The organism is Providencia sp. PROV156 (assembly GCF_028480905.1).
In the GTDB taxonomy this organism is placed as follows: domain Bacteria; phylum Pseudomonadota; class Gammaproteobacteria; order Enterobacterales; family Enterobacteriaceae; genus Providencia; species Providencia hangzhouensis.
In genome coordinates this window covers 1-19465 of the sequence record NZ_JAMPPE010000001.1, presented here as the reverse complement: position 1 = coordinate 19465, position 19465 = coordinate 1, and the positions used below count along the sequence as shown (strand labels likewise).

The 19465-nt window shown below is 39.7% G+C and carries 17 protein-coding genes; 14 read left to right on the top strand and 3 right to left on the bottom strand.

Annotated features, from left to right (window positions below; translation table 11 throughout):
- The first annotated feature begins 9 nt into the window (after nucleotides 1-9).
- From iolD to iolB, 8 genes are all read left to right on the top strand, one after another.
- Nucleotides 10-1947 carry a 3D-(3,5/4)-trihydroxycyclohexane-1,2-dione acylhydrolase (decyclizing) gene (gene iolD, locus PSF31_RS00085; protein ID WP_096863201.1) on the top strand — a complete coding sequence of 646 codons (1938 nt, stop codon included), beginning with the start codon at nucleotides 10-12 and terminating at the stop codon, nucleotides 1945-1947.
- 582 nt (nucleotides 1948-2529) lie between these two features.
- Complete coding sequence (gene iolG, locus PSF31_RS00080; RefSeq protein WP_004262138.1) at nucleotides 2530-3516, top strand: inositol 2-dehydrogenase; 987 nt, start codon at nucleotides 2530-2532, stop codon at nucleotides 3514-3516.
- A gap of 393 nt (nucleotides 3517-3909) precedes the next feature.
- Nucleotides 3910-5316, top strand: a complete 1407-nt coding sequence (locus tag PSF31_RS00075) for a sugar porter family MFS transporter (RefSeq protein WP_004913304.1) — start codon at nucleotides 3910-3912, stop codon at nucleotides 5314-5316.
- A gap of 54 nt (nucleotides 5317-5370) precedes the next feature.
- The gene (locus PSF31_RS00070) at nucleotides 5371-5799 is read left to right on the top strand and encodes a PTS sugar transporter subunit IIA (protein WP_004262128.1); all 429 of its coding nucleotides are present in this window, start codon (nucleotides 5371-5373) and stop codon (nucleotides 5797-5799) included.
- Between the two features lie 315 nt (nucleotides 5800-6114).
- The gene (locus PSF31_RS00065; RefSeq protein ID WP_004262126.1) at nucleotides 6115-7248 is read left to right on the top strand and encodes a Gfo/Idh/MocA family protein; all 1134 of its coding nucleotides are present in this window, start codon (nucleotides 6115-6117) and stop codon (nucleotides 7246-7248) included.
- A gap of 25 nt (nucleotides 7249-7273) precedes the next feature.
- Entirely contained in the window at nucleotides 7274-9178 is a 1905-nt protein-coding gene (locus PSF31_RS00060; RefSeq protein WP_094961344.1) for a bifunctional 5-dehydro-2-deoxygluconokinase/5-dehydro-2-deoxyphosphogluconate aldolase, read from the top strand.
- A gap of 30 nt (nucleotides 9179-9208) precedes the next feature.
- Nucleotides 9209-10102 (top strand): myo-inosose-2 dehydratase, encoded by an 894-nt coding sequence (gene iolE, locus PSF31_RS00055; protein WP_096863200.1) that lies wholly within the window; start codon nucleotides 9209-9211, stop codon nucleotides 10100-10102.
- A gap of 143 nt (nucleotides 10103-10245) precedes the next feature.
- On the top strand, nucleotides 10246-11076 hold the full coding sequence (gene iolB, locus PSF31_RS00050) for a 5-deoxy-glucuronate isomerase (protein ID WP_004262120.1): 831 nt from the start codon (nucleotides 10246-10248) through the stop codon (nucleotides 11074-11076).
- 79 nt (nucleotides 11077-11155) lie between these two features.
- Here iolB and PSF31_RS00045 read toward each other — a convergent pair whose 3' ends face one another.
- Both PSF31_RS00045 and PSF31_RS00040 read right to left on the bottom strand, forming a co-directional pair.
- Nucleotides 11156-11797 carry an NAD(P)-dependent oxidoreductase gene (locus PSF31_RS00045; RefSeq protein WP_096863199.1) on the bottom strand — a complete coding sequence of 214 codons (642 nt, stop codon included), beginning with the start codon at nucleotides 11795-11797 and terminating at the stop codon, nucleotides 11156-11158.
- 139 nt (nucleotides 11798-11936) lie between these two features.
- Complete coding sequence (locus PSF31_RS00040) at nucleotides 11937-12905, bottom strand: FUSC family protein (protein WP_004262118.1); 969 nt, start codon at nucleotides 12903-12905, stop codon at nucleotides 11937-11939.
- Between the two features lie 210 nt (nucleotides 12906-13115).
- On the opposite strand from PSF31_RS00040, the gene PSF31_RS00035 reads away from it, so the two are divergent.
- Nucleotides 13116-13736, top strand: a complete 621-nt coding sequence (locus PSF31_RS00035; protein WP_004262117.1) for a malonate decarboxylase holo-ACP synthase — start codon at nucleotides 13116-13118, stop codon at nucleotides 13734-13736.
- Between the two features lie 143 nt (nucleotides 13737-13879).
- On the opposite strand, the gene PSF31_RS00030 is transcribed toward PSF31_RS00035, so the two are convergent.
- Nucleotides 13880-14509, bottom strand: a complete 630-nt coding sequence (locus PSF31_RS00030) for a glutathione S-transferase family protein (protein WP_004262116.1) — start codon at nucleotides 14507-14509, stop codon at nucleotides 13880-13882.
- Between the two features lie 381 nt (nucleotides 14510-14890).
- On the opposite strand from PSF31_RS00030, the gene PSF31_RS00025 reads away from it, so the two are divergent.
- The 5 genes from PSF31_RS00025 to tehB all read left to right on the top strand — a co-directional run bounded on the left by PSF31_RS00025 (nucleotide 14891) and on the right by tehB (nucleotide 19395).
- The gene (locus PSF31_RS00025; RefSeq protein WP_036958474.1) at nucleotides 14891-15448 is read left to right on the top strand and encodes a cytochrome b; all 558 of its coding nucleotides are present in this window, start codon (nucleotides 14891-14893) and stop codon (nucleotides 15446-15448) included.
- A gap of 13 nt (nucleotides 15449-15461) precedes the next feature.
- Nucleotides 15462-16040, top strand: coding sequence for a YceI family protein (locus PSF31_RS00020; protein WP_004262112.1), 579 nt, complete (start codon nucleotides 15462-15464; stop codon nucleotides 16038-16040).
- A 318-nt stretch (nucleotides 16041-16358) separates the two neighbouring features.
- Nucleotides 16359-17132, top strand: a complete 774-nt coding sequence (locus tag PSF31_RS00015; RefSeq protein ID WP_036958473.1) for a hypothetical protein — start codon at nucleotides 16359-16361, stop codon at nucleotides 17130-17132.
- Nucleotides 17133-17306: 174 nt separating this feature from the next.
- A complete protein-coding gene (locus tag PSF31_RS00010) occupies nucleotides 17307-18386 on the top strand; it encodes a linear amide C-N hydrolase (RefSeq protein WP_004262105.1) in 1080 nt (359 codons plus the stop codon).
- Nucleotides 18387-18507: 121 nt separating this feature from the next.
- Nucleotides 18508-19395, top strand: coding sequence for an SAM-dependent methyltransferase TehB (gene tehB / locus PSF31_RS00005; protein WP_004262097.1), 888 nt, complete (start codon nucleotides 18508-18510; stop codon nucleotides 19393-19395).
- Nucleotides 19396-19465 lie beyond the last annotated feature (70 nt).

Sequence of the window (19465 nt, the reverse complement as noted above, 5' to 3'; positions counted from 1 at the left end):
GAGACCCGTATGAATAAGCAGAAAATGACGACCGCTCAGGCGTTGGTTAAATTTCTAAACCAACAATATGTTGATGTCGATGGTGAGCAGTATCCGTTTATTCAGGGAGTATTTACGATTTTTGGCCATGGTAACGTTGTGGGTTTAGGTCAGGCGCTCGAAGAGGCGCCTGGGCATCTACGTGTTTATCAAGGTTGCAACGAGCAAGGCATGGCACATATTGCGACAGGCTTTGCCAAACAAAAAAAACGTAAACAAATTTTTGCGGTTACGTCCTCTGTTGGCCCAGGTGCTGCGAATATGATCACAGCTGCCGCAACAGCTACGGCGAATCGCATCCCACTGTTATTACTACCTGGCGATACTTTTGCAACACGTCAGCCCGACCCAGTATTGCAGCAAGTCGAACAATACGGTGATGGGACTATCAGTACTAATGATTGTTTTCGCCCAGTTTCACGTTATTGGGATAGGGTTTCACGGCCTGAACAGCTAATGGCAGCCATGGTTAATGCCATGCGGGTGTTAACGGATCCTGCGGATACTGGCGCGGTAACCATTTGCCTACCTCAAGATGTTCAAGGCGAGGCGTGGGATTACCCCGATTATTTTTTCCAAAAACGAATCCATCGTATTGAACGTAGACCACCGACAACGGTGAGTATCGAAGAAGCCGTTCATCTGATCCGCAGTAAGAAAAAACCATTGCTCATCTGTGGCGGTGGCGTACGTTATTCCGAAGCTCACGAGGCATTTTTACAGTTTGCTGAAGATTACCAGATTCCATTTGGTGAAACTCAAGCGGGTAAAAGTGCCGTCGTTGCCAGTCATCCCTTGAATATGGGTGGAATTGGCACTACAGGTGGGTTAGCCGCAAACTTGTTAGCTAAAGAGGCTGATTTAGTTATTGGTGTTGGCACCCGCTTTACGGATTTTACCACCGCATCTAAATCTTTATTTAGTCATCCAAATGTAACCTTCTTAAATATCAATGTTGCGGAATTCGATGCAAGTAAGTTAGATGCTTTGAAAGTGGTTGCAGATGCCAAAGAAGCACTTCAAGCACTGGATATAAAGCTGAAAGATTCTCACTATGAAGCTCAGTGGGGGGATGAAATTCAGCAGTCTAAACAACAGTGGAAAAATGAGCTGGAGCGCTTGTTTAGTATACAGTATCGACCATTAGATTTTGTCCCTGAAATTGCAGGCCATCTTGATGATAAGCTTGAAGAATACCGTAAAACGCTAGGTACAGAACTGGCACAAACACGGGTGCTAGGCTTGATGCAGCAATACATGGAAGACGATGCCATTATTGTGGGGGCAGCAGGTTCATTACCGGGAGATTTACAACGTATTTGGCTACCAAAACAGCGAGATACCTATCATCTTGAATATGGTTATTCATGCATGGGGTACGAAATTGCCGCCGCTGTTGGTGCTAAAATTGCAGCGCCGAAACAACCGGTTTATGCGATGGTCGGAGATGGCTCTTATTTAATGCTACACAGTGAATTACAAACCGCGATTCAGGAGAACATTAAGATCACCATCTTATTGTTTGATAACGCGGGATTTGGTTGTATTAATAACCTGCAGATGAGCCAAGGCATGGGAAGTTTTGGTACAGAGAACCGACATCGAAACCCACAGACGGGGTTGATGGATGGGCCGTTAGTGAAGGTCGATTTTGCTAAAAACGCAGAAAGCTATGGCTGTAAAAGTTATCGGGTACATGATGAGGAACAATTGATTGCCGCACTGAAAGACGCGAAGTCCCATTCGGGCTGTGTATTGATTGATATTAAAGTACTTCCGAAAACAATGACCGATGGTTATGAAGCTTGGTGGCGCACAGGAACGGCTCAAGTTTCTAAAAAGCCTCAAATAGTTGCTTCCGCTGAAAAAATTAAAGAGATGGTTGAACATAAAGTTCGTCTTTATTAATCAACATATTGCGCTAGTGCCTTATAGTGTCAAAATAACTCGACGGTGTTTTACCGTCGAGGAATGTTTTTCGTTTTCTTAATGAGTCAGATGTGTAACTAAGTAGGGTAGTTACTGGAAACTTAGCAGGGATTGCTTTGGTTTTTATTTGCATAGTGGTTATCACTTGCCGTTCTATATTCGTCATACTTCAAGTTAAATGGGGATAGCGTTACGCTCATCGCCAATACAACTCGAATCATTTTGGATTATATACCCAGCTTTGGCTGGGTTTTTTTATGGTTTTTATAGTTTAAAAATTTATTTATTGAAATATATGTTTTATTGCGAGGTAGGGAAAGAACAAAAAAAGAAGTTATGGAAATTTAATATGCCGACAAACACAGACTTTATTGTTAAATGCTATTCGCTTGCATTGTCAATTTGTGATCTGAATAACACTAAAAATACACTTTAATATAACATTTGTTATCTAGAGCCCAAAAATATAATTTTCAAAAAATTATAAATTGAAATGAACGTTTTATTTGGTATATTCCGTAATATCCAAATAGTGGATTTAAGGTATCAAGGAGCATTTGAATGTTCAACATAGCACTATTCGGCGCAGGACGTATCGGACAGGTTCATGCTGTTAATATTGCCGGCCATAAAGAAACCAAACTTTATTCTGTCATCGACCCTTATCAACCGAATGCGGTTGCCTTGGCTGAAAAATACCAAGCCAAAGTTCAGACAACAGAAGAAGCAATGCAAGACCCTAATATACAGGGTGTTTTAATCGCTTCAGCCACAGATACTCACGCTGATCTAATCGAACTAGCAGCCAAACATAAAAAAGTGATTTTCTGTGAAAAACCTGTTCACCTCGACCTTGAGCGTGTGAAGCAGTGTTTAAAAAGCGTAAAAGAACATAACGTTCCACTGTTTATTGGTTTTAACCGTCGCTATGATCCTCAATTTCGCCACTTGAAAAATTTATTCCAACAAGGCGCTATTGGTAAAGCAGAATCTTTAATTATCACATCTCGTGACCCGTCACCACCACCTGCAGAATATGTTAAAGTCTCCGGTGGTATGTTCAGAGATATGACTATTCATGACTTTGATATGGCGCGCTTTATGATTGGCGAGGAGCCTTGCTCTGTCTACGCACAAGGCAGCAATGTTGTTGACCCTGCGATCGGCCAAGCAGGTGATATTGATACCGCGTTTATTATCTTAAAATTCCCATCAGGCGCAATGGCGACCATCTCTAACAGCCGTCGTTCAGGTTATGGCTATGACCAACGCATTGAATTACATGGTGAAAAAGGATTATTAACGGCTGGTAATATTAAAGAGAATAGTGTTGCGCTGTTAAGTGAAGTTGGGTGCTTATCGGCCAAGCCAGAGTATTTCTTCTTACAACGTTACCACGAAGCATACCAAGCAGAGTGGCAGCATTTTGTTGATATCTTAGCAGGCCGTGCGGAATCTGAAACGACAGGGACCGATGGTGAATTGGCTTTATATCTTGCAGACAAAGCACTGGAGTCACTCAAAACAGGTAAAGAAGTTAAATTGTAATTAATGCGGTAATACTATTTAACTTGATTATAGACTTGCGGTTAAAAATTAATTTTTGGCCGCAATAGTAAATATATTCATTTATTAATGAGTATATAAAATACTGATATTACATTTTATTTAATACTCTTTAGGCTTTCAATATTCCGAGATTAATTGAGGCTTTTTATAATCTTACTTTCTTTAATTTAACTGATGTATTCATCGTTTTAAATTTGCGAAATCTATTTTCAAAGAGTTTATCGATCAGGCCTAAAGCTAGCAAAGTAGCGATTCAAACCAGAGTGCCAGAAACTTATTTCATTATTTAATATTTAACATTAAACATTTATTTAAATATTGAAAAATTGTTTTTTTGGTAAGACATAATGATTCAAATAATAAGGTAATAATATGTCATTAATCATGAATCTCAATCAACAACAGAGAAAAAGGTTGCACCAAATAACCTTGGTTGCAACCTTTGGTGGATTACTATTTGGTTATGATACTGGTGTCATTAACGGTGCATTTTCATCACTGAAAGAAAACATGGGCTTAACGCCAACCACAGAAGGGCTGGTAATGAGTGTCCTATTAGTGGGCGCAGCATTAGGTAGTGTTTGTGGCGGACGTGTAGCAGACTTTGTCGGGCGCCGTACTTATTTGCTTTACCTCTCATTTCTGTTTTTATTTGGGGCATTTTTATCTGCGGCAGCCCCAAATATTGAAGTTCTTCTTATTGCTCGGTTTATATTGGGCTTTGCGGTGGGTGGAGCCTCTGTGACGGCACCGACATTTATTTCTGAAGTGGCTCCGACTGAAATGCGGGGGAAACTCACTGGGTTAAATGAAGTTGCTATTGTTATCGGGCAGCTAGCAGCATTTGCTATTAATGCGATTATCGGTTCAATTTGGGGGCATCTTCCTGATGTTTGGCGTTATATGCTGTTAGTACAAGCCGTGCCCGCGTTGTGTTTGCTATTTGGTATGTGGAAAGCGCCTGAAAGCCCACGTTGGTTAATGAGTAAAAACCGTCGTGAAGAAGCCTTGAAAATACTGAAGCAAATTCGTCCTGAAAAACGTGCAATTCAAGAATATGAAGATATCGTGACGTTATTAGATGTTGAAGCTGCGGAAGCTAAACGTCATCCGAATGCCAATAAACAAAATTTAGCGTTAATTTTTAATACACCTTGGATTTTTAAATTGGTTTTAATTGGGATGGTGTGGGCGGCATTACAGCAAACAACTGGGGTTAACGTTATTATGTATTATGGCACAGAAATTCTCAAAACAGCGGGTTTTTCTGAGCAAACATCTTTAGTTTTCAACGTATTAAATGGTGTTTTTTCTGTTGGTGGTATGGTGATAGGGGTGTTATTCCTTGTTGACCGATTTAAACGTAAGACACTGATTGTTGGTGGTTTTGCGCTAATGGCATCGTTACACTTATTAATTGCAGCTACAGACTACTTTTTAACCGGGGATGTTAAAGCAACATTAATTTGGTTACTTGGCGCGGTGTTTGTTGGGGTTATGCAAGGAACGATGGGCTTTTTAACGTGGGTGGTACTTGCTGAGCTATTCCCACTTAAAATTCGCGGGTTATCCATGGGGATCTCGGTCTTTTTTATGTGGATTATGAATGCGATTGTGAGTTATTTATTCCCTGTATTACAAGCAGAACTTGGTTTAGGTCCGGTATTCTTAATTTTTGCGGTAATAAACTACTTAGCTATCGTTTTTGTCGTGAAGTTATTGCCAGAAACATCAAACAAATCATTAGAGCAATTAGAAGAAGAGCTCTCATCAATGTAATTATTACTTATTGGTGGTGTGAATATACCTAATTAACTTAATCGAGGGTTGGATATGATAGAACAACTAACCACAAGTAATTTGCATTTAGGTTGTCAGGCAAGAAATAAAGCTGAAGTACTCAAAATGGTTGGTACGGAATTTAAAAATAAAGGTTATGTTGATAGGGATTGTGTACATTTCTTAACGGAAAGGGAGCAACAGATATCAACATTCTTGGGGAATGGCATCACGTTGCCACATCTACCTAAGTCCGCCAATGATATTATCTTGCATACCGGTGTTGAAATTTTTCAATTTCCTGACGGTGTTATTTGGGACAGAACCAATGTGATGTTTATTGCCATAGGCGTGATTGCAAAATCAAGGGAACATATTGATGTACTTAGGGAAATTGCGTTGATTTTTAGTGACGAATTTATTGCCAATGCACTGTCTCTGACCTCAAGTAAAGAAGAGTTTTTAAGTATTCTTCATCGTTAATTTTTAGTTTTGAAGAGAGAATGGGATCTTTGCCAGATCCCATTCTCAATAAATTTCATTTTTAGTTATTCTATTTCATTTTATTCCATCTCATCACGACTCTATTATTTTTCCTTTCTTTAAATTTAATATTTATTTTCTTATAAATTAATTAATTACACTAAAAATTAACGTTAGATCACATAATGAAATTAATGTTTCTAATAATATTGAAAATGAAACGAATGTTCCGTATAACATCATTATTGAAATAAAATCTGGAACGAATATTGGGCCAGCTATTGCACTACAAGAAATGAGCGAGAGGTAGAACAGATGAAAGAGATCCGTATCGGGATGATAGGTACTGGCTATATAGGACGAGCTCATGCCATTGCTTATGCACAAGCACCAACCGTTTTTCCATTGCAGGGGAAATTGGTTCGCGAAATGATTGCAGAAATTACCCCTGAGCTAGCACAAACCCGAGCTCAGGAAATGGGTTTTAATCGTGCAACGGATGACTGGCGCAAATTAGTTGCAGATCCAAATATTGATGTAGTGGATATTTGCTCGCCTAATTTCCTACATAAAGAAATGGCAATGGAGGCAATTAAGCATGGTAAACATGTTTATTGTGAAAAACCATTAGCACTCAATTCTGAAGATGCCAAAGAAATGGTCGAAGCGGCTAAACAAGCCGGCGTCTTAACGTTAGTGGGTTTTAACTATATGAAAAACCCAACTTCGCAGCTAGCCAAAGAAATCATTGCAAATGGCGAAATCGGGGAAGTTATCCATTTTTATGGCACTCATAATGAAGATTATATGGCTGACCCTAGCGCTCCAATTCACTGGCATTGCTTTAAAGAAAAAGCAGGGTTAGGTGCTTTGGGGGACTTGTCTGCACACATTATCAATATGGCGCAATTCCTAGTAGGGGATATTGAAACCGTCTGTGGTGATATGGAAATTGTGATTAAACAGCGCCCTGAAAAAACGGGTTCAACCGTTATGGTTACGGTTGAAAATGAAGACCAAGCGCATGCCATGGTACGTTTTGCTGGTGGCGCAATGGGCGTCATTGAAACTTCACGAATCGCAGCTGGCCGTAAAATGGGGCTAACCTATGTGGTGACCGGCACCAAAGGAACGTTGTCTTTCACTCAAGAAAGAATGGCAGAGCTAAAGCTCTATCGCCATGATGAACCTAGCAACCGCCAAGGTTTTAAAACAATTTTTGTTGGGCCAGAACACCCGGATTATGCACCATTTTGTAATGCTGCAGGTCATGGTATTGGCTTCAATGACCAAAAAACAGTTGAAGTGCGTGATTTAATTGATGGCGTTGCAACAGGGCAGCCAATGTGGCCTGATTTTGAAGAAGGCTGGAAAGTATCACGAATATTAGACGCGATAGCACGTTCATATGACGAACAACGTTGGGTTAACGTTAAAGAAATCAATTAATTCTGTTGTAGTTAAGGGGTAATTAATGGATAAGCAGAAGAAGTTAGATGTTATCTGTATGGGCCGTATTGCCGTTGACCTGTACGGACAACAGATAGGTTCTCGTTTAGAAGATGTGAGCTCGTTTGCCAAATATTTAGGCGGCTCTTCAGGAAACGTTGCATTCGGCACTGCAATACAAGGATTGAAATCATCAATGCTTGCCCGTGTGGGGGATGAACACATGGGGCGCTTTTTACGTGAGGAGTTACAGCGTGTAGGCTGTGATACTAGCCATCTTATTACAGACAAAGACAGATTAACGGCATTAGTTATCTTAGGGATTAAAGATCAGGATACTTTCCCATTAATTTTCTATCGTGATAACTGCGCAGATATGGCGATTACGCCAGACGATTTCTCTGAAGAATATATTGCATCTGCACGCTGCTTGGCAATTACAGGAACGCATTTATCTAACCCGAAAACTCGCGCGGCAGTACTAAAAGCGTTGGAATATGCTAAACGTAATAATGTCAAAACAGCCATTGATATTGATTATCGCCCGGTCTTATGGGGACTGACCTCTTTGGGTGATGGTGAAACGCGTTTTATTGCTTCCGATAGTGTCACGCAACAACTGCAAGACGTATTATCGATGTTCGATTTGATTGTCGGTACAGAAGAAGAATTTCATATTGCAGGCGGGACGACGGATACCGTACAAGCACTTAAGAACATTCGCCAATTAACGGATGCGGAACTGGTGTGTAAACGCGGCTCTCTTGGCTGCTCGGTATTTAGTGGTGAGATCCCAGAAACGTTGGACGAAGGGATCACCGTTCATGGTGTGAGAGTTGAAGTTCTCAACGTATTAGGTGCCGGTGATGCATTTATGTCTGGCCTACTTCGCGGTTATCTAAACGGCGATGGTTGGGAAAAAGCCTGTGCTTATGCGAATGCTTGCGGGGCTTTAGTGGTTTCGCGCCACGGCTGCGCGCCTGCAATGCCAACAAAAATCGAGTTGGATAATTACCTTGAGCGTGCAGCTGCAGTTCCACGCCCAGATCTCGACCCGATGCTTAACCATTTGCACCGAGTGACTTCACGTAGCACACAATGGAATGAACTTTGTGTTATGGCATTTGACCACCGCATTCAATTTGTTGATATGGCACGCCTCGCAGGGGTTGATATCTCTTGCATTCCAACCCTGAAAAAATTGATTTACCGCGCTAGCAGTGAAGTGGCCGAAGAGGCAAATCTGCAGGGGAAAGCAGGATTACTCTGTGATAGTACATTTGGCCAAGACGTATTGAATGATGTAACCGGCCGTGGTTGGTGGATAGGCCGCCCAATTGAGCTACCTGCATCAAGACCATTATGCTTAGAGCATGGGAATATTGGCTCTCAGCTGATTAGCTGGCCAAAAGAGCATATTGTCAAATGTTTGGTATTTTTTCACCCAGAAGACAACCATCCACTGCGCTTAGAGCAAGAAAAAACGGTTCAAGAAGTGTATAGCGCTTGCTGCCAATCAGGGCATGAATTGTTGCTCGAGGTGATATTGCCCGCAGATATGGAACGCAACGATGAGCTGTATTTACGCGCAATCAAACGCTTCTATAACTTAGGTATAAAACCAGATTGGTGGAAATTGCCACCACTACAAGCGGAAAACTGGGATGCAGTTGATCAATTAATTCAAGAACGTGACCCTTATTGCCGCGGTGTCGTGCTCTTAGGACTTGACGCACCACAAGCTGAGCTACAAGCAGGCTTCAACGCAGCCGCTGGGAAATCAATCGTCAAAGGATTTGCTGTTGGCCGCACTTTATTTGGTAAGCCTTCGTTGGAGTGGATGAAAGGTGAAATCAATGACGATGAGCTGGTGCAGAAAATCAAAACCAATTACTTAAACCTGATAGCCCTATGGCGTCAGCGTAAATAATATTACTTTTACCTACACAGGAGCTTCATCATGGCAATCCAACTTGGTATCAACCCGTTGACATGGACGAATGATGATTTACCCACTTTAGGGGCAGAAACGTCTCTAGAAACATGTTTAACTGAAGGTCGTCAAGCGGGTTTCGCTGGTTTTGAGCTAGGTAATAAATTTCCACGTAAAGCGGAAATCTTAGGGCCGATCTTAAAGCAGCATGATTTACAACTGGTTTCAGGCTGGTATTCGGGAGAATTATTATCTCGCAGTGTGGAAGAAGAAATTGAAGCGGTACAAGAGCACTTAGCATTGCTACGTGATTTAGGCGCTAAAGTGATGGTTTTCGCGGAAGTGACTCACTGTATTCATGGCGACCAAAACAAACCTGTTCATATGCGCCCATTGTTCCCAGCTGACCAATGGGAAGAATACGGTAAAAAATTGACCGAATTCGCAAAATATACTTTATCTCAAGGGGTTAAGATTGCCTATCATCATCATATGGGGACAGTGATCGAGTCCGCAGAAGATGTGGATAATTTAATGAAACATACAGGGGATGAGGTCGGTTTATTACTGGATACAGGGCATTTAACCTTTGCCGGTGCAGACCCAGTTGAAGTGGCTAAACGTTGGGCAAAACGGATCAATCACGTACATTGCAAAGATGTCCGTGCAGATGTCCTAAAAGATGTTAAAAACCGTAAAACCAGCTTCTTAGATGCAGTATTAGCAGGGGTGTTCACGGTACCCGGTGATGGCTGCGTTAACTATCCAGAAGTGTTTAAAGTATTGAAAAATAGCCAATATGAAAATGGTTGGTTAGTGGTCGAAGCAGAGCAAGACCCTGCGATTGCACATCCATTGACTTATGCCACATTGGGTTACAACAATTTGTCTAAATTTGCTAAGGATGCGGGCTTAATCTAAATCGTCGTCGTCATATTTCAGTCTGTGGCGTTGTTAGCTTTGTTTGCTGACTCTAGCCACAAACTGAACTGTTTAATTGATGAAACGGTTAGTAACTGAAAAGAATTACATATCTAGAACCTAAAAAGTGTCAGAGGAAAGTTATGTCAAAATTATTGTCGAAATACCATGCTCCAGATGCACATAAGCGAACTCAGCATATCACTCCGAAAATCGCTAACTGGGGATATGTTCACTTTGATGTTTATGAATTAAAACAAGGCGAGTCTATCTCCTTACCTGCCTCTGAAAATGAAATGTGCTTAGTGCTGGTGGCGGGTAAAGCGACAATTAAAACACCGAATCAAGCGTTTGAAAATATTGGTGACCGTATGGATCCTTTCGAGCGTAAAAAGCCGTATGCGGTGTATGTTACAGCGCAAGAGTTTGCTGAGGTCATGGCGGATACCGACCTTGAATTGGCAGTTTGCAGGGCAAAAGGAAAAGGAACTTACCCAACTCGTTTAATTGGCCCTGATGATATTGGTGCGGAACAACGTGGCCATGGTTATAACAAACGCTATGTGCATAATATTTTGCCGGATGATAAAGCCGCTGATAGCTTATTAGTCGTGGAGGTCTTTACAGATGAAGGCTGCACTAGCTCTTATCCAAGCCATAAACATGATACCGATAATGAACCCAATGAAACTTATCTAGAAGAAACCTATTATCATCGTTTAAATCCTTCCCAAGGTTTCTGTATGCAGCGCGTTTACACGGATGATCGCGAGTTAGATGAATGTATGGCGGTGTATAACAAAGATGTTGTTATGGTACCAAAAGGGTATCACCCAATGGCGACAGTGGCTGGTTATGATAATTATTACCTTAATGTGATGGCAGGGCCAACCCGTAAGTGGTTATTTACATGGGAAAAAGACCATAACTGGGTGAATAGTGAAATCTATGCAGCGAAACATAGTGAAAAGTAAGTTAAAGCAGAAATATGTGAATTAAGTTCTGTTATCTATCTTTGCCGGTAAATATTTACCGGCTTTTTTTCGATTAAACTTAATATGCTGCAGTAAATTGTTGGCGAATGAACTGCCTATTATTTACCTCATCAAGTACAGCTACCGCAAAATCTTCAACTGATATTTTCGCAGGAACGTTGCCATTCATCAGCAATTGTTCGCCTCCAAGACGGAAGGTTTCTGTTCTTTCTCCTTCCTCGAGTATTGCGGCTGGGGAAATGTAGGTCCAATCCAATGAATCAATGGATTGTAATTGGTTCTTAAATTCCCTCATTGCTTGAGCGCCTGGTTTTATTTCGGCAGGAAAATCGGGGGAATCAATTAAATCAATACCTGAAGCAATTTTTAGGCTTCCTGCACCACCGACCACAATAAATCGTTTTACCATCGATTTTTGTACTGCTTGTAAAATGGCCTGGTTTCCTGCCACGGTATCTTGATACAAATTCGGATTTTGCCAGCCACCATTAAACGCGCTGATGATGACATCCTGTCCTTTAAGCCGAGAGGTTAACCATGAGATATCTGTAATATCACCAGCGGCGGTGATTAAAAGAGCGTGCTGAAATAATTGATTACTATGACGAGAAATAGCCGTCACTTGGTGGTGCCGAAGCAACGCTTCAGCGACTAATGCTCTGCCGACAAAACCCGTTGCGCCAATAATCGATATTTTCATCTTCAGTTCCTCTTTGCTTGAGTGCCTCACTCAAGAATAATGATACTGATAGGGCTAGGCTTTAGGACTAAGACTTGTTTTCCCAATGTGTTCTTTTTGAGTATAGAACAAACGTTCTTATTGGGGAATATGCTTAATTTTATTTCGTTTCTCTAAATAACTTTAAAATAATACTCGTCATAATGGCGATGGTTCCTCCTAAGGCGGTTTCAAGAACGCGGTCAAACAATAATTCATAGGTTGGGTGACGCCAATATATAACGAGCTCAAGAATGGACAAAATTAAGCTTGTCACGACAAACGTCATAAACGTATATCCGTGATGAAAGCTCATCGGCATTAAAAAGGCGAACACCACGACTGCAATTAAACCGATATACGGCATAAAGGGTAAATTGAATAAAAAATACAATAATAAGACAGAAATAAGACTGCCTAAGACCCTCTGCAAAGTAATTTTAACGATACTTTGTGATTTTGGATGCAATACAAAAACGAAGGTCAGTAATGTCCAATAAAAGTGCCCTAGATCTATACTGCGAGGAATAGCGAGCGCGAGTAATAGCCCCAAAGCATAAATCATTGAGCGTGGGATAATATTTTTTCTCAACGTAAACAAATTTTGTTCAACTAAAGCGCTCGTTATTACACTATGGCGTGTCATTTTATGGCTAAGGACATAATACGTAATTAACGTTACTCCACTACCAATAATAAACCCTAACGCTAAGCTTTTGGATATATCAGGTAAAATGGTACCAATTGTCGACATGATAATCATAAATTTCATGGTTAAATCCATAGCAGGATCTGTGCCATACAATTGGTAGTAAATGAACGAAAAAATGGCGAGATAAATATAATATGCGGTACCAAGGCGTAACGTATCACCGATAAAAATAGCGACTAAAATCATCAATAAACAACAAGCGGTATAGGCATAATTCTTATATTCTTTTGCTGCATTGAATAAATTAAAGGAATACAGCGTTGAGAATGTTGCCCACATCGCAGCTTGTGCATCTAAGATCACAAAAGCGGTTGCGGCGCTAAAAAACATACAACTGGTAAAAATAATTCCATCGTGGATAGCAGGAAACGTTCTCATAATCCGATGCTCACAAATAGAGGCTTAACCTATTAATTAATAACGTAATTAAATAATATACGGTATAAAATTTCAAGGTGAGAACTCAGTATTTATGACAAGTTACCATTAAATGGCATGTGTTGAATTGTTGGTTGCGATATTCTGTTTTTATGTGACAAAAAAGGCATAATAGGGGAGAGCAGTTGTAGCAATCATAAAGGTAATAAAATGCAAATAATCAATCCTCATGATTTTGTTTGGGTCGGCAGCAATAATGATGTCGCGATAGAATCGCTTCCTGAATGGGTCGGCTCACAGTGGAACAGTAAGTTACCGTTGACGGTATACCGAAATAAAGCGGATGAGAATAAACTGACTGTTGCAATTAGAGGAATTAAGCCACACCAACGCGTTACAACACAAATTGAAAAATCTGCAATTACGCACATTATGAATGTGGAATCCTTGGTGGCGAATTCGGTGGAACTACAACGTTCAATGTTTATCGCTTTACCACCAGTGCAGGTTTTATGGATCATTTCACAGACTAAATGGCCTTGGCAATGGGGAGTAACAGGGAGTTGTGCTTACACTTTAGCGACAGATATCCAAAGTATGTTGTCAGACTGCGACCTTGATGTGGTCATTCGCTGTCCACATCGTCAAGAAAAAGAAGATTTTGCTGAGTTTGCAATTAAGGCGAATACTCCTTATTGCCCAATTGATATTCATATCGAAACCCCTAAAGGTGGGTTTTCATTAGCTGAGTGGTTTAAAAATGAACAGGTTACATTACACACACCACTTGGCGATATTATGACCGCAGACCCGTGGAATGAAAAATTATAGCCCGCTGTTTGTCTGTTAAACAACCTAATGTAGCTTGAATGACCGACAAATTGGTTAAATATTAATTTTGATGTTCGAGCAGGTGATTTTTTACTAATCAAATAAAAGCTGGAGGCATATAATGCCTCCCGATTAGCCTATTTTTAGTGTTCAATATAGGGTTCTTGTAAACCTGCTTCATGCCATTCTTTCATTGCGGGTAAAACTAAAATTCGGTCAACCCATTGTTTGGCAGCTGGGTTTACAGGTAAGTGATAACTGCGAATTCGAAAGGCAACTGGTGCAAAAAAAGCATCTACAGCCGTAAATTCACTACCTGCAAGCCAAGGACCACCAAATTGGTTTAACCCATCCTGCCATAATTTCTGCAATCGATTTAAGTCGGTTTGTAATTCAATTGAAATATTGTTAAGTGGCGAATTATGAGTACCGTCCATTGGACATTGCTGGCGTAATGCACTAAAACCCGAGTGCATTTCTGCGCTTGCACTACGAGCCCATGCTCTGGCTTTTCGCTCTTTTGGCCAGACTTGAGGGTAGTCTTCTGCAACATATTCACAGATGGCTAAAGAATCCCATATTGTTTGGTTTTCATCGATTAAACAAGGGACTAAGCCTGTAGGTGAAAAACGACTGAATTTTTCATGGCTGCTTTTGCCGTTTTCAAATAAACACAAATTTTCTTCAAACGGGATCTGTAATACCTTTAGTAAAACCCAGGGACGTAGTGACCATGAAGAGTAGTTTTTATTTGCTATCCAAAGTTTATACATAGTATTTAACCTATCAATCAGTTTGCAATGTTAAAAGAAAGAATACCAATGTATGGGGAAAAAGGCAGACCTACAAATGTTATTTTATGAATAACAGCTTATATCTATTAGGAATAAGCTAGATTTAATTGAAATTAATAAATAAATGAACTAAGTATTTAGTTACGGCCATTTACAAAACTGGAAAAATCTTTATTCAACTTTTATAATTAAAACTAGACAAAATCAAATAGTAATCTATTTTTCATTATGTTGATCGTATTTGAATGTCTTCAACAAAATATTTGTTTAACTTTGGGATAGGAATAAAATTAATTTCACCTTATGATTATTACGGCTTAGTTAATAAAATATTACCTTCTTCTCTAAATGGTTTTTATCATGCAATGGAAAAATAATGCAAGTCGTTATGGGCATATCTCTTTGCTCATACATTGGCTAGTCGCAATTGTCGTATATGGAATGTTCGCTTTAGGTTTATGGATGGTGACACTAGGCTATTATGATAGTTGGTATCATCAAGCTCCTGAGATACATAAAAGTATAGGAATATTATTATTTATTGTTATGGCATTTCGTGTGATTTGGCGATTTATTTCACCGCCACCGAAGCCATTAGCAAGCTACAGTAAATTAACGAAAGCTAGCTCTATTATTGTTCAAATTCTGATTTATATTATTTTGTTCAGTATTTTGATCAGTGGTTATTTAATCTCAACCGCTGATGGACAGCCTATCAGTGTATTTGATTGGTTTGAGGTTCCTGCACTATTTACTGGTGCTGCAACACAAGCAGATACAGCAGGTGAAGTTCATTTATATTTAGCTTGGGCAGTGGTTCTATTATCAGTGTTGCATGCTTTTGCAGCTTTTAAACATCACTTTTTTGATCGTGATATTACATTAAAAAGAATGTTGGGTTTTACCCCCGATAAGTAACGTGGAGATAATTATGTTGAAGAAAACGGTTCTTGGTCTGGCTACTGGCGCACTTTTTTTAACGGCAGGTTCAGCATTAGCAGAAACTTACCAATTTGATAAGCAAGGCCAACACGCGTTTATTGAATTTCGTATTCAGCATTTAGGTTATAGCTGGGTATATGGTAGTTTTAAAGACTTTGATGGGTCTTTCACTTATGATGCAAAAGACCCATCAAAAGATAAAGTCGAAGTAACTATTAAGACAGGCAGCATTGACACTAACCACGCAGAGCGTGATAAACATTTACGCAGTGGTGATTTCTTAAATGCAGCAAAATTCCCTGAAGCAAAATTCGTTTCAACAGAAGTGAAGAAAGACGGTGAAACATACAAAATCACAGGTGATTTCACTTTAAATGGTGTTACTAAGCCGATTACATTAGATGCTAAATTAATGGGCGAAGGTAAAGATCCTTGGGGTGGATACCGTGCAGGTTTTGAAGCTGAAGGTAATATTAAGCTGAAAGAATTTAACATCAAATCTGATTTGGGTCCTAAATCTCAAGAAGCACAACTGTTGATTTCAGTTGAAGGTGTTCAAGTTAAATAAGATTTTTATCATAATAAACCTTCAAGCTTTCAAGTCTTGAAGGTTTTTTTATATCCAGCGTTTTCTAAATTGTTTATTTATGGCAAATTCTCCCGTCTTAGCCTCGCATTTTCCCTTATTCCTATAGCTTGACGACTTTGATACAAGCTAAAATAAACATTATCACTTTTTATAGGTCAATTCGTGGCATTAATAGTCTAGCTCCGTGATGACTATTGTTTTTAGATGCCATGACATTATATGCGATGGATTCTACAGTATATAAGTAGCTTGAAAGTGTTTGTGGGAACCGTTTTACTAAGAAAAGGCAGGGTAACTTTGAATACAAATAACTCACGTAAAACCGCATTAATTGTTAGCATTATTTTTATTGCATTCGCATTCGGTTTTTATTGGTTAAGTAAAGATAATAATGTGTTATCTACAGAAAATAATAGTGCAATTCATTCAGAGGCACTTGCCCAAGTTGAAAAAGAACTGCCGATTATCGCGACGGTGAAGAAAATAAGCCCTGAAACCTATCAAAGTTTTGAGCATCTAATCACGCAATACGACCCAGCTAATGAAGATTTACGTCGTCAACTGTTTGATCAGGTTGTTGGCAATGTCATGAAGCTGGTGCTAGAACGTATGGAATATGCTTCTGATGATTCCGTAATTAATTTTACTAGCAGAGTGAATGATTACCTGAAAATCTTATTAGAAGAAGACCCAACAGGAAAAACGTGTTTTTATTCATTGTTTCCGCACTTAAGAGAAACAGCGGAAATTATTCCACCACAAAAAAGCCAAGCTGTTTTGTTGAAACAAATCCAAGCGACCAATGAGCTCTTAATTTCAAGTGAAGCTGGTGTAAAACAGGCGTTGATGTCCCCAAAAGAGTATTCTGAGGAATTAACACAGCTTGCTAGTGGGCTTTCTGCAAAGTATGGTGAAGATACCGCAATCCTTGGAAATTTAGAAGCAGGGAAGAAATCACCTGCATTAGCGTGCCGTATTTCTATTAGTTTCTATAATGAAATATTATCTATGCCTGATAATCAGAAAAAAGCTGCATTACTACGTTCTTTATTTTCATCAGTAAATAATTAATTCTTTCCAGCAAAATGGCACTGGTTAATATGGGTGCCATTTTGTGTCATTATTTATTATATTTCATTGTGTTAATCGCACTTTTTTTAATACATTATTCTTTGAGCATAAATAATTCGTATTTATGTAGTATGCTTATTATGTAAATTTATTTTTAACTATTTTGGAGATGGCATGCAATTTATTAAGAAAAGTATCGTAGCACTTGCCGCAACTGCTGCGATATCAATGCCGATTACAGTTAGCCAAGCTTGTACTCGAGTTGTTTATTTAGGTGAAAATGAACAAATAATGACCGGAAGAACAATGGATTGGAAATACGATATTGGTACCAATCTATGGATCTTTCCTCGAGGGATGGAGCGTGATGGCATTGCAGGGCCTAACTCTTTAAAATGGAAATCAAAATACGGCAGCGTGATAGCCTCGGGTTATGATATTTCAACAACGGACGGAGTGAACGAGGAAGGTCTGGTTGCCAATTTACTGTGGCTCGCGGAATCAAAATATCCTCAAATAGATAATAAGCAACCTGCGTTGTCGATATCTTTATGGGCGCAATATGTTCTAGATAACTATGCGACAGTGGAAGAAGCCGTTGCTGAGCTAGAAAAGAATCCACTCGTAGTCGCAACAGATAATGTGCCAGGACAAGATAGGTTAGCGACTTTACATTTATCATTATCAGATGCGAGTGGTGATAGCGCGATTATTGAATATATCGATGGTAAGCAGGTAATTCATCACAGTCGCAAGTATCAAGTTATGACTAACTCGCCGACTTATGAGAAGCAATTAGCAATGCAGGAATATTGGCAAGGAATTGGCGGCACTGTAATGTTACCGGGGACTAACCGCTCCGCTGATAGATTTGCTCGCGCGCAGTTTTATATTAATGCAATTCCTCAGAAAACAACGCCTAATAAAGCGGTCGCCAGTGTTTTCAGTGTCGTACGTAATGTGTCTGTCCCTTACGGATTGACGTCTGAAAATTCGCCTGAAATATCGTCAACACGTTGGCGGACATTAGTTGACCATAAACGCCAGCTCTACTTTTTCGAGTCAGCATTAACTCCAAATATTTTTTGGACTGATTTGGCAAAAATTGACTTTTCAGCGGAAACTGGAAAAGTGAAAAAGCTGGACCTTGGTGAAGAGCAGAGCCATATCTATTCAGGGGATGCGACCAACAGTTATGTAGTTACAAAACCTTTTGAATTCTTAGGGTTAAGTGCGGAACAGTTAGGTTATTAACTGAGCCCATGAAGCATTTCAGCCCTCTTGGTCTATAGGGGGTTGATATGAATCAAGCCCGCGATAATTAATTTATGAATGTTTTGCAGATAGCAAACGAACGGTATAAGATGTATTTAAAATGCAACTTATTGGTGATGATATGAATGATCTCGTGTGTTACAAAACTATGCCAGTTTGGAATAAAGCTTCTTTGCCGTTAATGTTCCAAGAGCGCCATAATACAAAAGAGGATACATACGCACAGTTGAAAGTGCTAAAAGGCTCTTTAGATTTTATCATTTTTAATGAAGACGGCAGCGAGCAACACTTTACCTTTGATATTCATAACCAGCCGCCTATTATCGAACCTCAAGTTTGGCATCGTATTTCTGCTTGTAGTGATGACATGGAATGCCAACTGGCATTTTTATGCAAACCAGAACTGAAATTTTATAAAGAGCATGGGTTAACGACTCCACATTCAGAAGTGCGTTATTTGTGTGAGAATCACCTGAGTAAGCCATGTAAAACATTAGATTTAGGTTCGGGAAGGGGGCGTAATAGTTTTTATCTTGCCTTGCAGGGGTATGACGTGACCTCGGTAGATATCAACCCTCAGCATATCCAAGCAATTGACTTCGTTAAAAAACAAGCTGGGGTAGAGAATATTCATACGGCTGTTTATGATATTAATAGTCACCAAATACAAGAGAACTACGAACTTATTATTTCCACTGTCGTGCTAATGTTTTTGCAGCGAGAAAAAATCGCCAATGTTATTACTAATATGCAAGAACATACCCTGCCAGGGGGAGTTAACGTTATTGTGTGTGCCGTTGAAACGCCAGATGCACCGCTGGATTTAGTGCCATTTAAATGCTTCTTAAAACCAGGGGAGCTAGAAGGGTATTATAAAGATTGGGATATTTTAAAATATAACGAAAACCCTGGTCATTTACACCGCACTGATTCACAAGGTAATCGTATTAAATTAAATTTTGCAACACTCATTGCAAGGAAGAAGTAAGTAAGAAATTAGCATAGGTTATCTTAATAAAAGAGTTGCCGCTGTCGGCAACTGAGGTTGTTGACAAAGC

Coding starts and splice junctions, on each gene's coding strand:
- iolG (WP_004262138.1), top strand. CDS start 2,530: ATGTTCAACATAGCACTATTCGGCGCAGGACGTATCGGACAGGTTCAT.
- PSF31_RS00040 (WP_004262118.1), bottom strand. CDS start 12,905: ATGAGAACGTTTCCTGCTATCCACGATGGAATTATTTTTACCAGTTGT.
- iolE (WP_096863200.1), top strand. CDS start 9,209: ATGGCAATCCAACTTGGTATCAACCCGTTGACATGGACGAATGATGAT.
- iolD (WP_096863201.1), top strand. CDS start 10: ATGAATAAGCAGAAAATGACGACCGCTCAGGCGTTGGTTAAATTTCTA.
- PSF31_RS00010 (WP_004262105.1), top strand. CDS start 17,307: ATGCAATTTATTAAGAAAAGTATCGTAGCACTTGCCGCAACTGCTGCG.
- PSF31_RS00060 (WP_094961344.1), top strand. CDS start 7,274: ATGGATAAGCAGAAGAAGTTAGATGTTATCTGTATGGGCCGTATTGCC.
- PSF31_RS00020 (WP_004262112.1), top strand. CDS start 15,462: ATGTTGAAGAAAACGGTTCTTGGTCTGGCTACTGGCGCACTTTTTTTA.
- PSF31_RS00070 (WP_004262128.1), top strand. CDS start 5,371: ATGATAGAACAACTAACCACAAGTAATTTGCATTTAGGTTGTCAGGCA.
- PSF31_RS00025 (WP_036958474.1), top strand. CDS start 14,891: ATGCAATGGAAAAATAATGCAAGTCGTTATGGGCATATCTCTTTGCTC.
- PSF31_RS00065 (WP_004262126.1), top strand. CDS start 6,115: ATGAAAGAGATCCGTATCGGGATGATAGGTACTGGCTATATAGGACGA.
- tehB (WP_004262097.1), top strand. CDS start 18,508: ATGCAACTTATTGGTGATGATATGAATGATCTCGTGTGTTACAAAACT.
- PSF31_RS00030 (WP_004262116.1), bottom strand. CDS start 14,509: ATGTATAAACTTTGGATAGCAAATAAAAACTACTCTTCATGGTCACTA.
- iolB (WP_004262120.1), top strand. CDS start 10,246: ATGTCAAAATTATTGTCGAAATACCATGCTCCAGATGCACATAAGCGA.
- PSF31_RS00075 (WP_004913304.1), top strand. CDS start 3,910: ATGTCATTAATCATGAATCTCAATCAACAACAGAGAAAAAGGTTGCAC.
- PSF31_RS00035 (WP_004262117.1), top strand. CDS start 13,116: ATGCAAATAATCAATCCTCATGATTTTGTTTGGGTCGGCAGCAATAAT.
- PSF31_RS00045 (WP_096863199.1), bottom strand. CDS start 11,797: ATGAAAATATCGATTATTGGCGCAACGGGTTTTGTCGGCAGAGCATTA.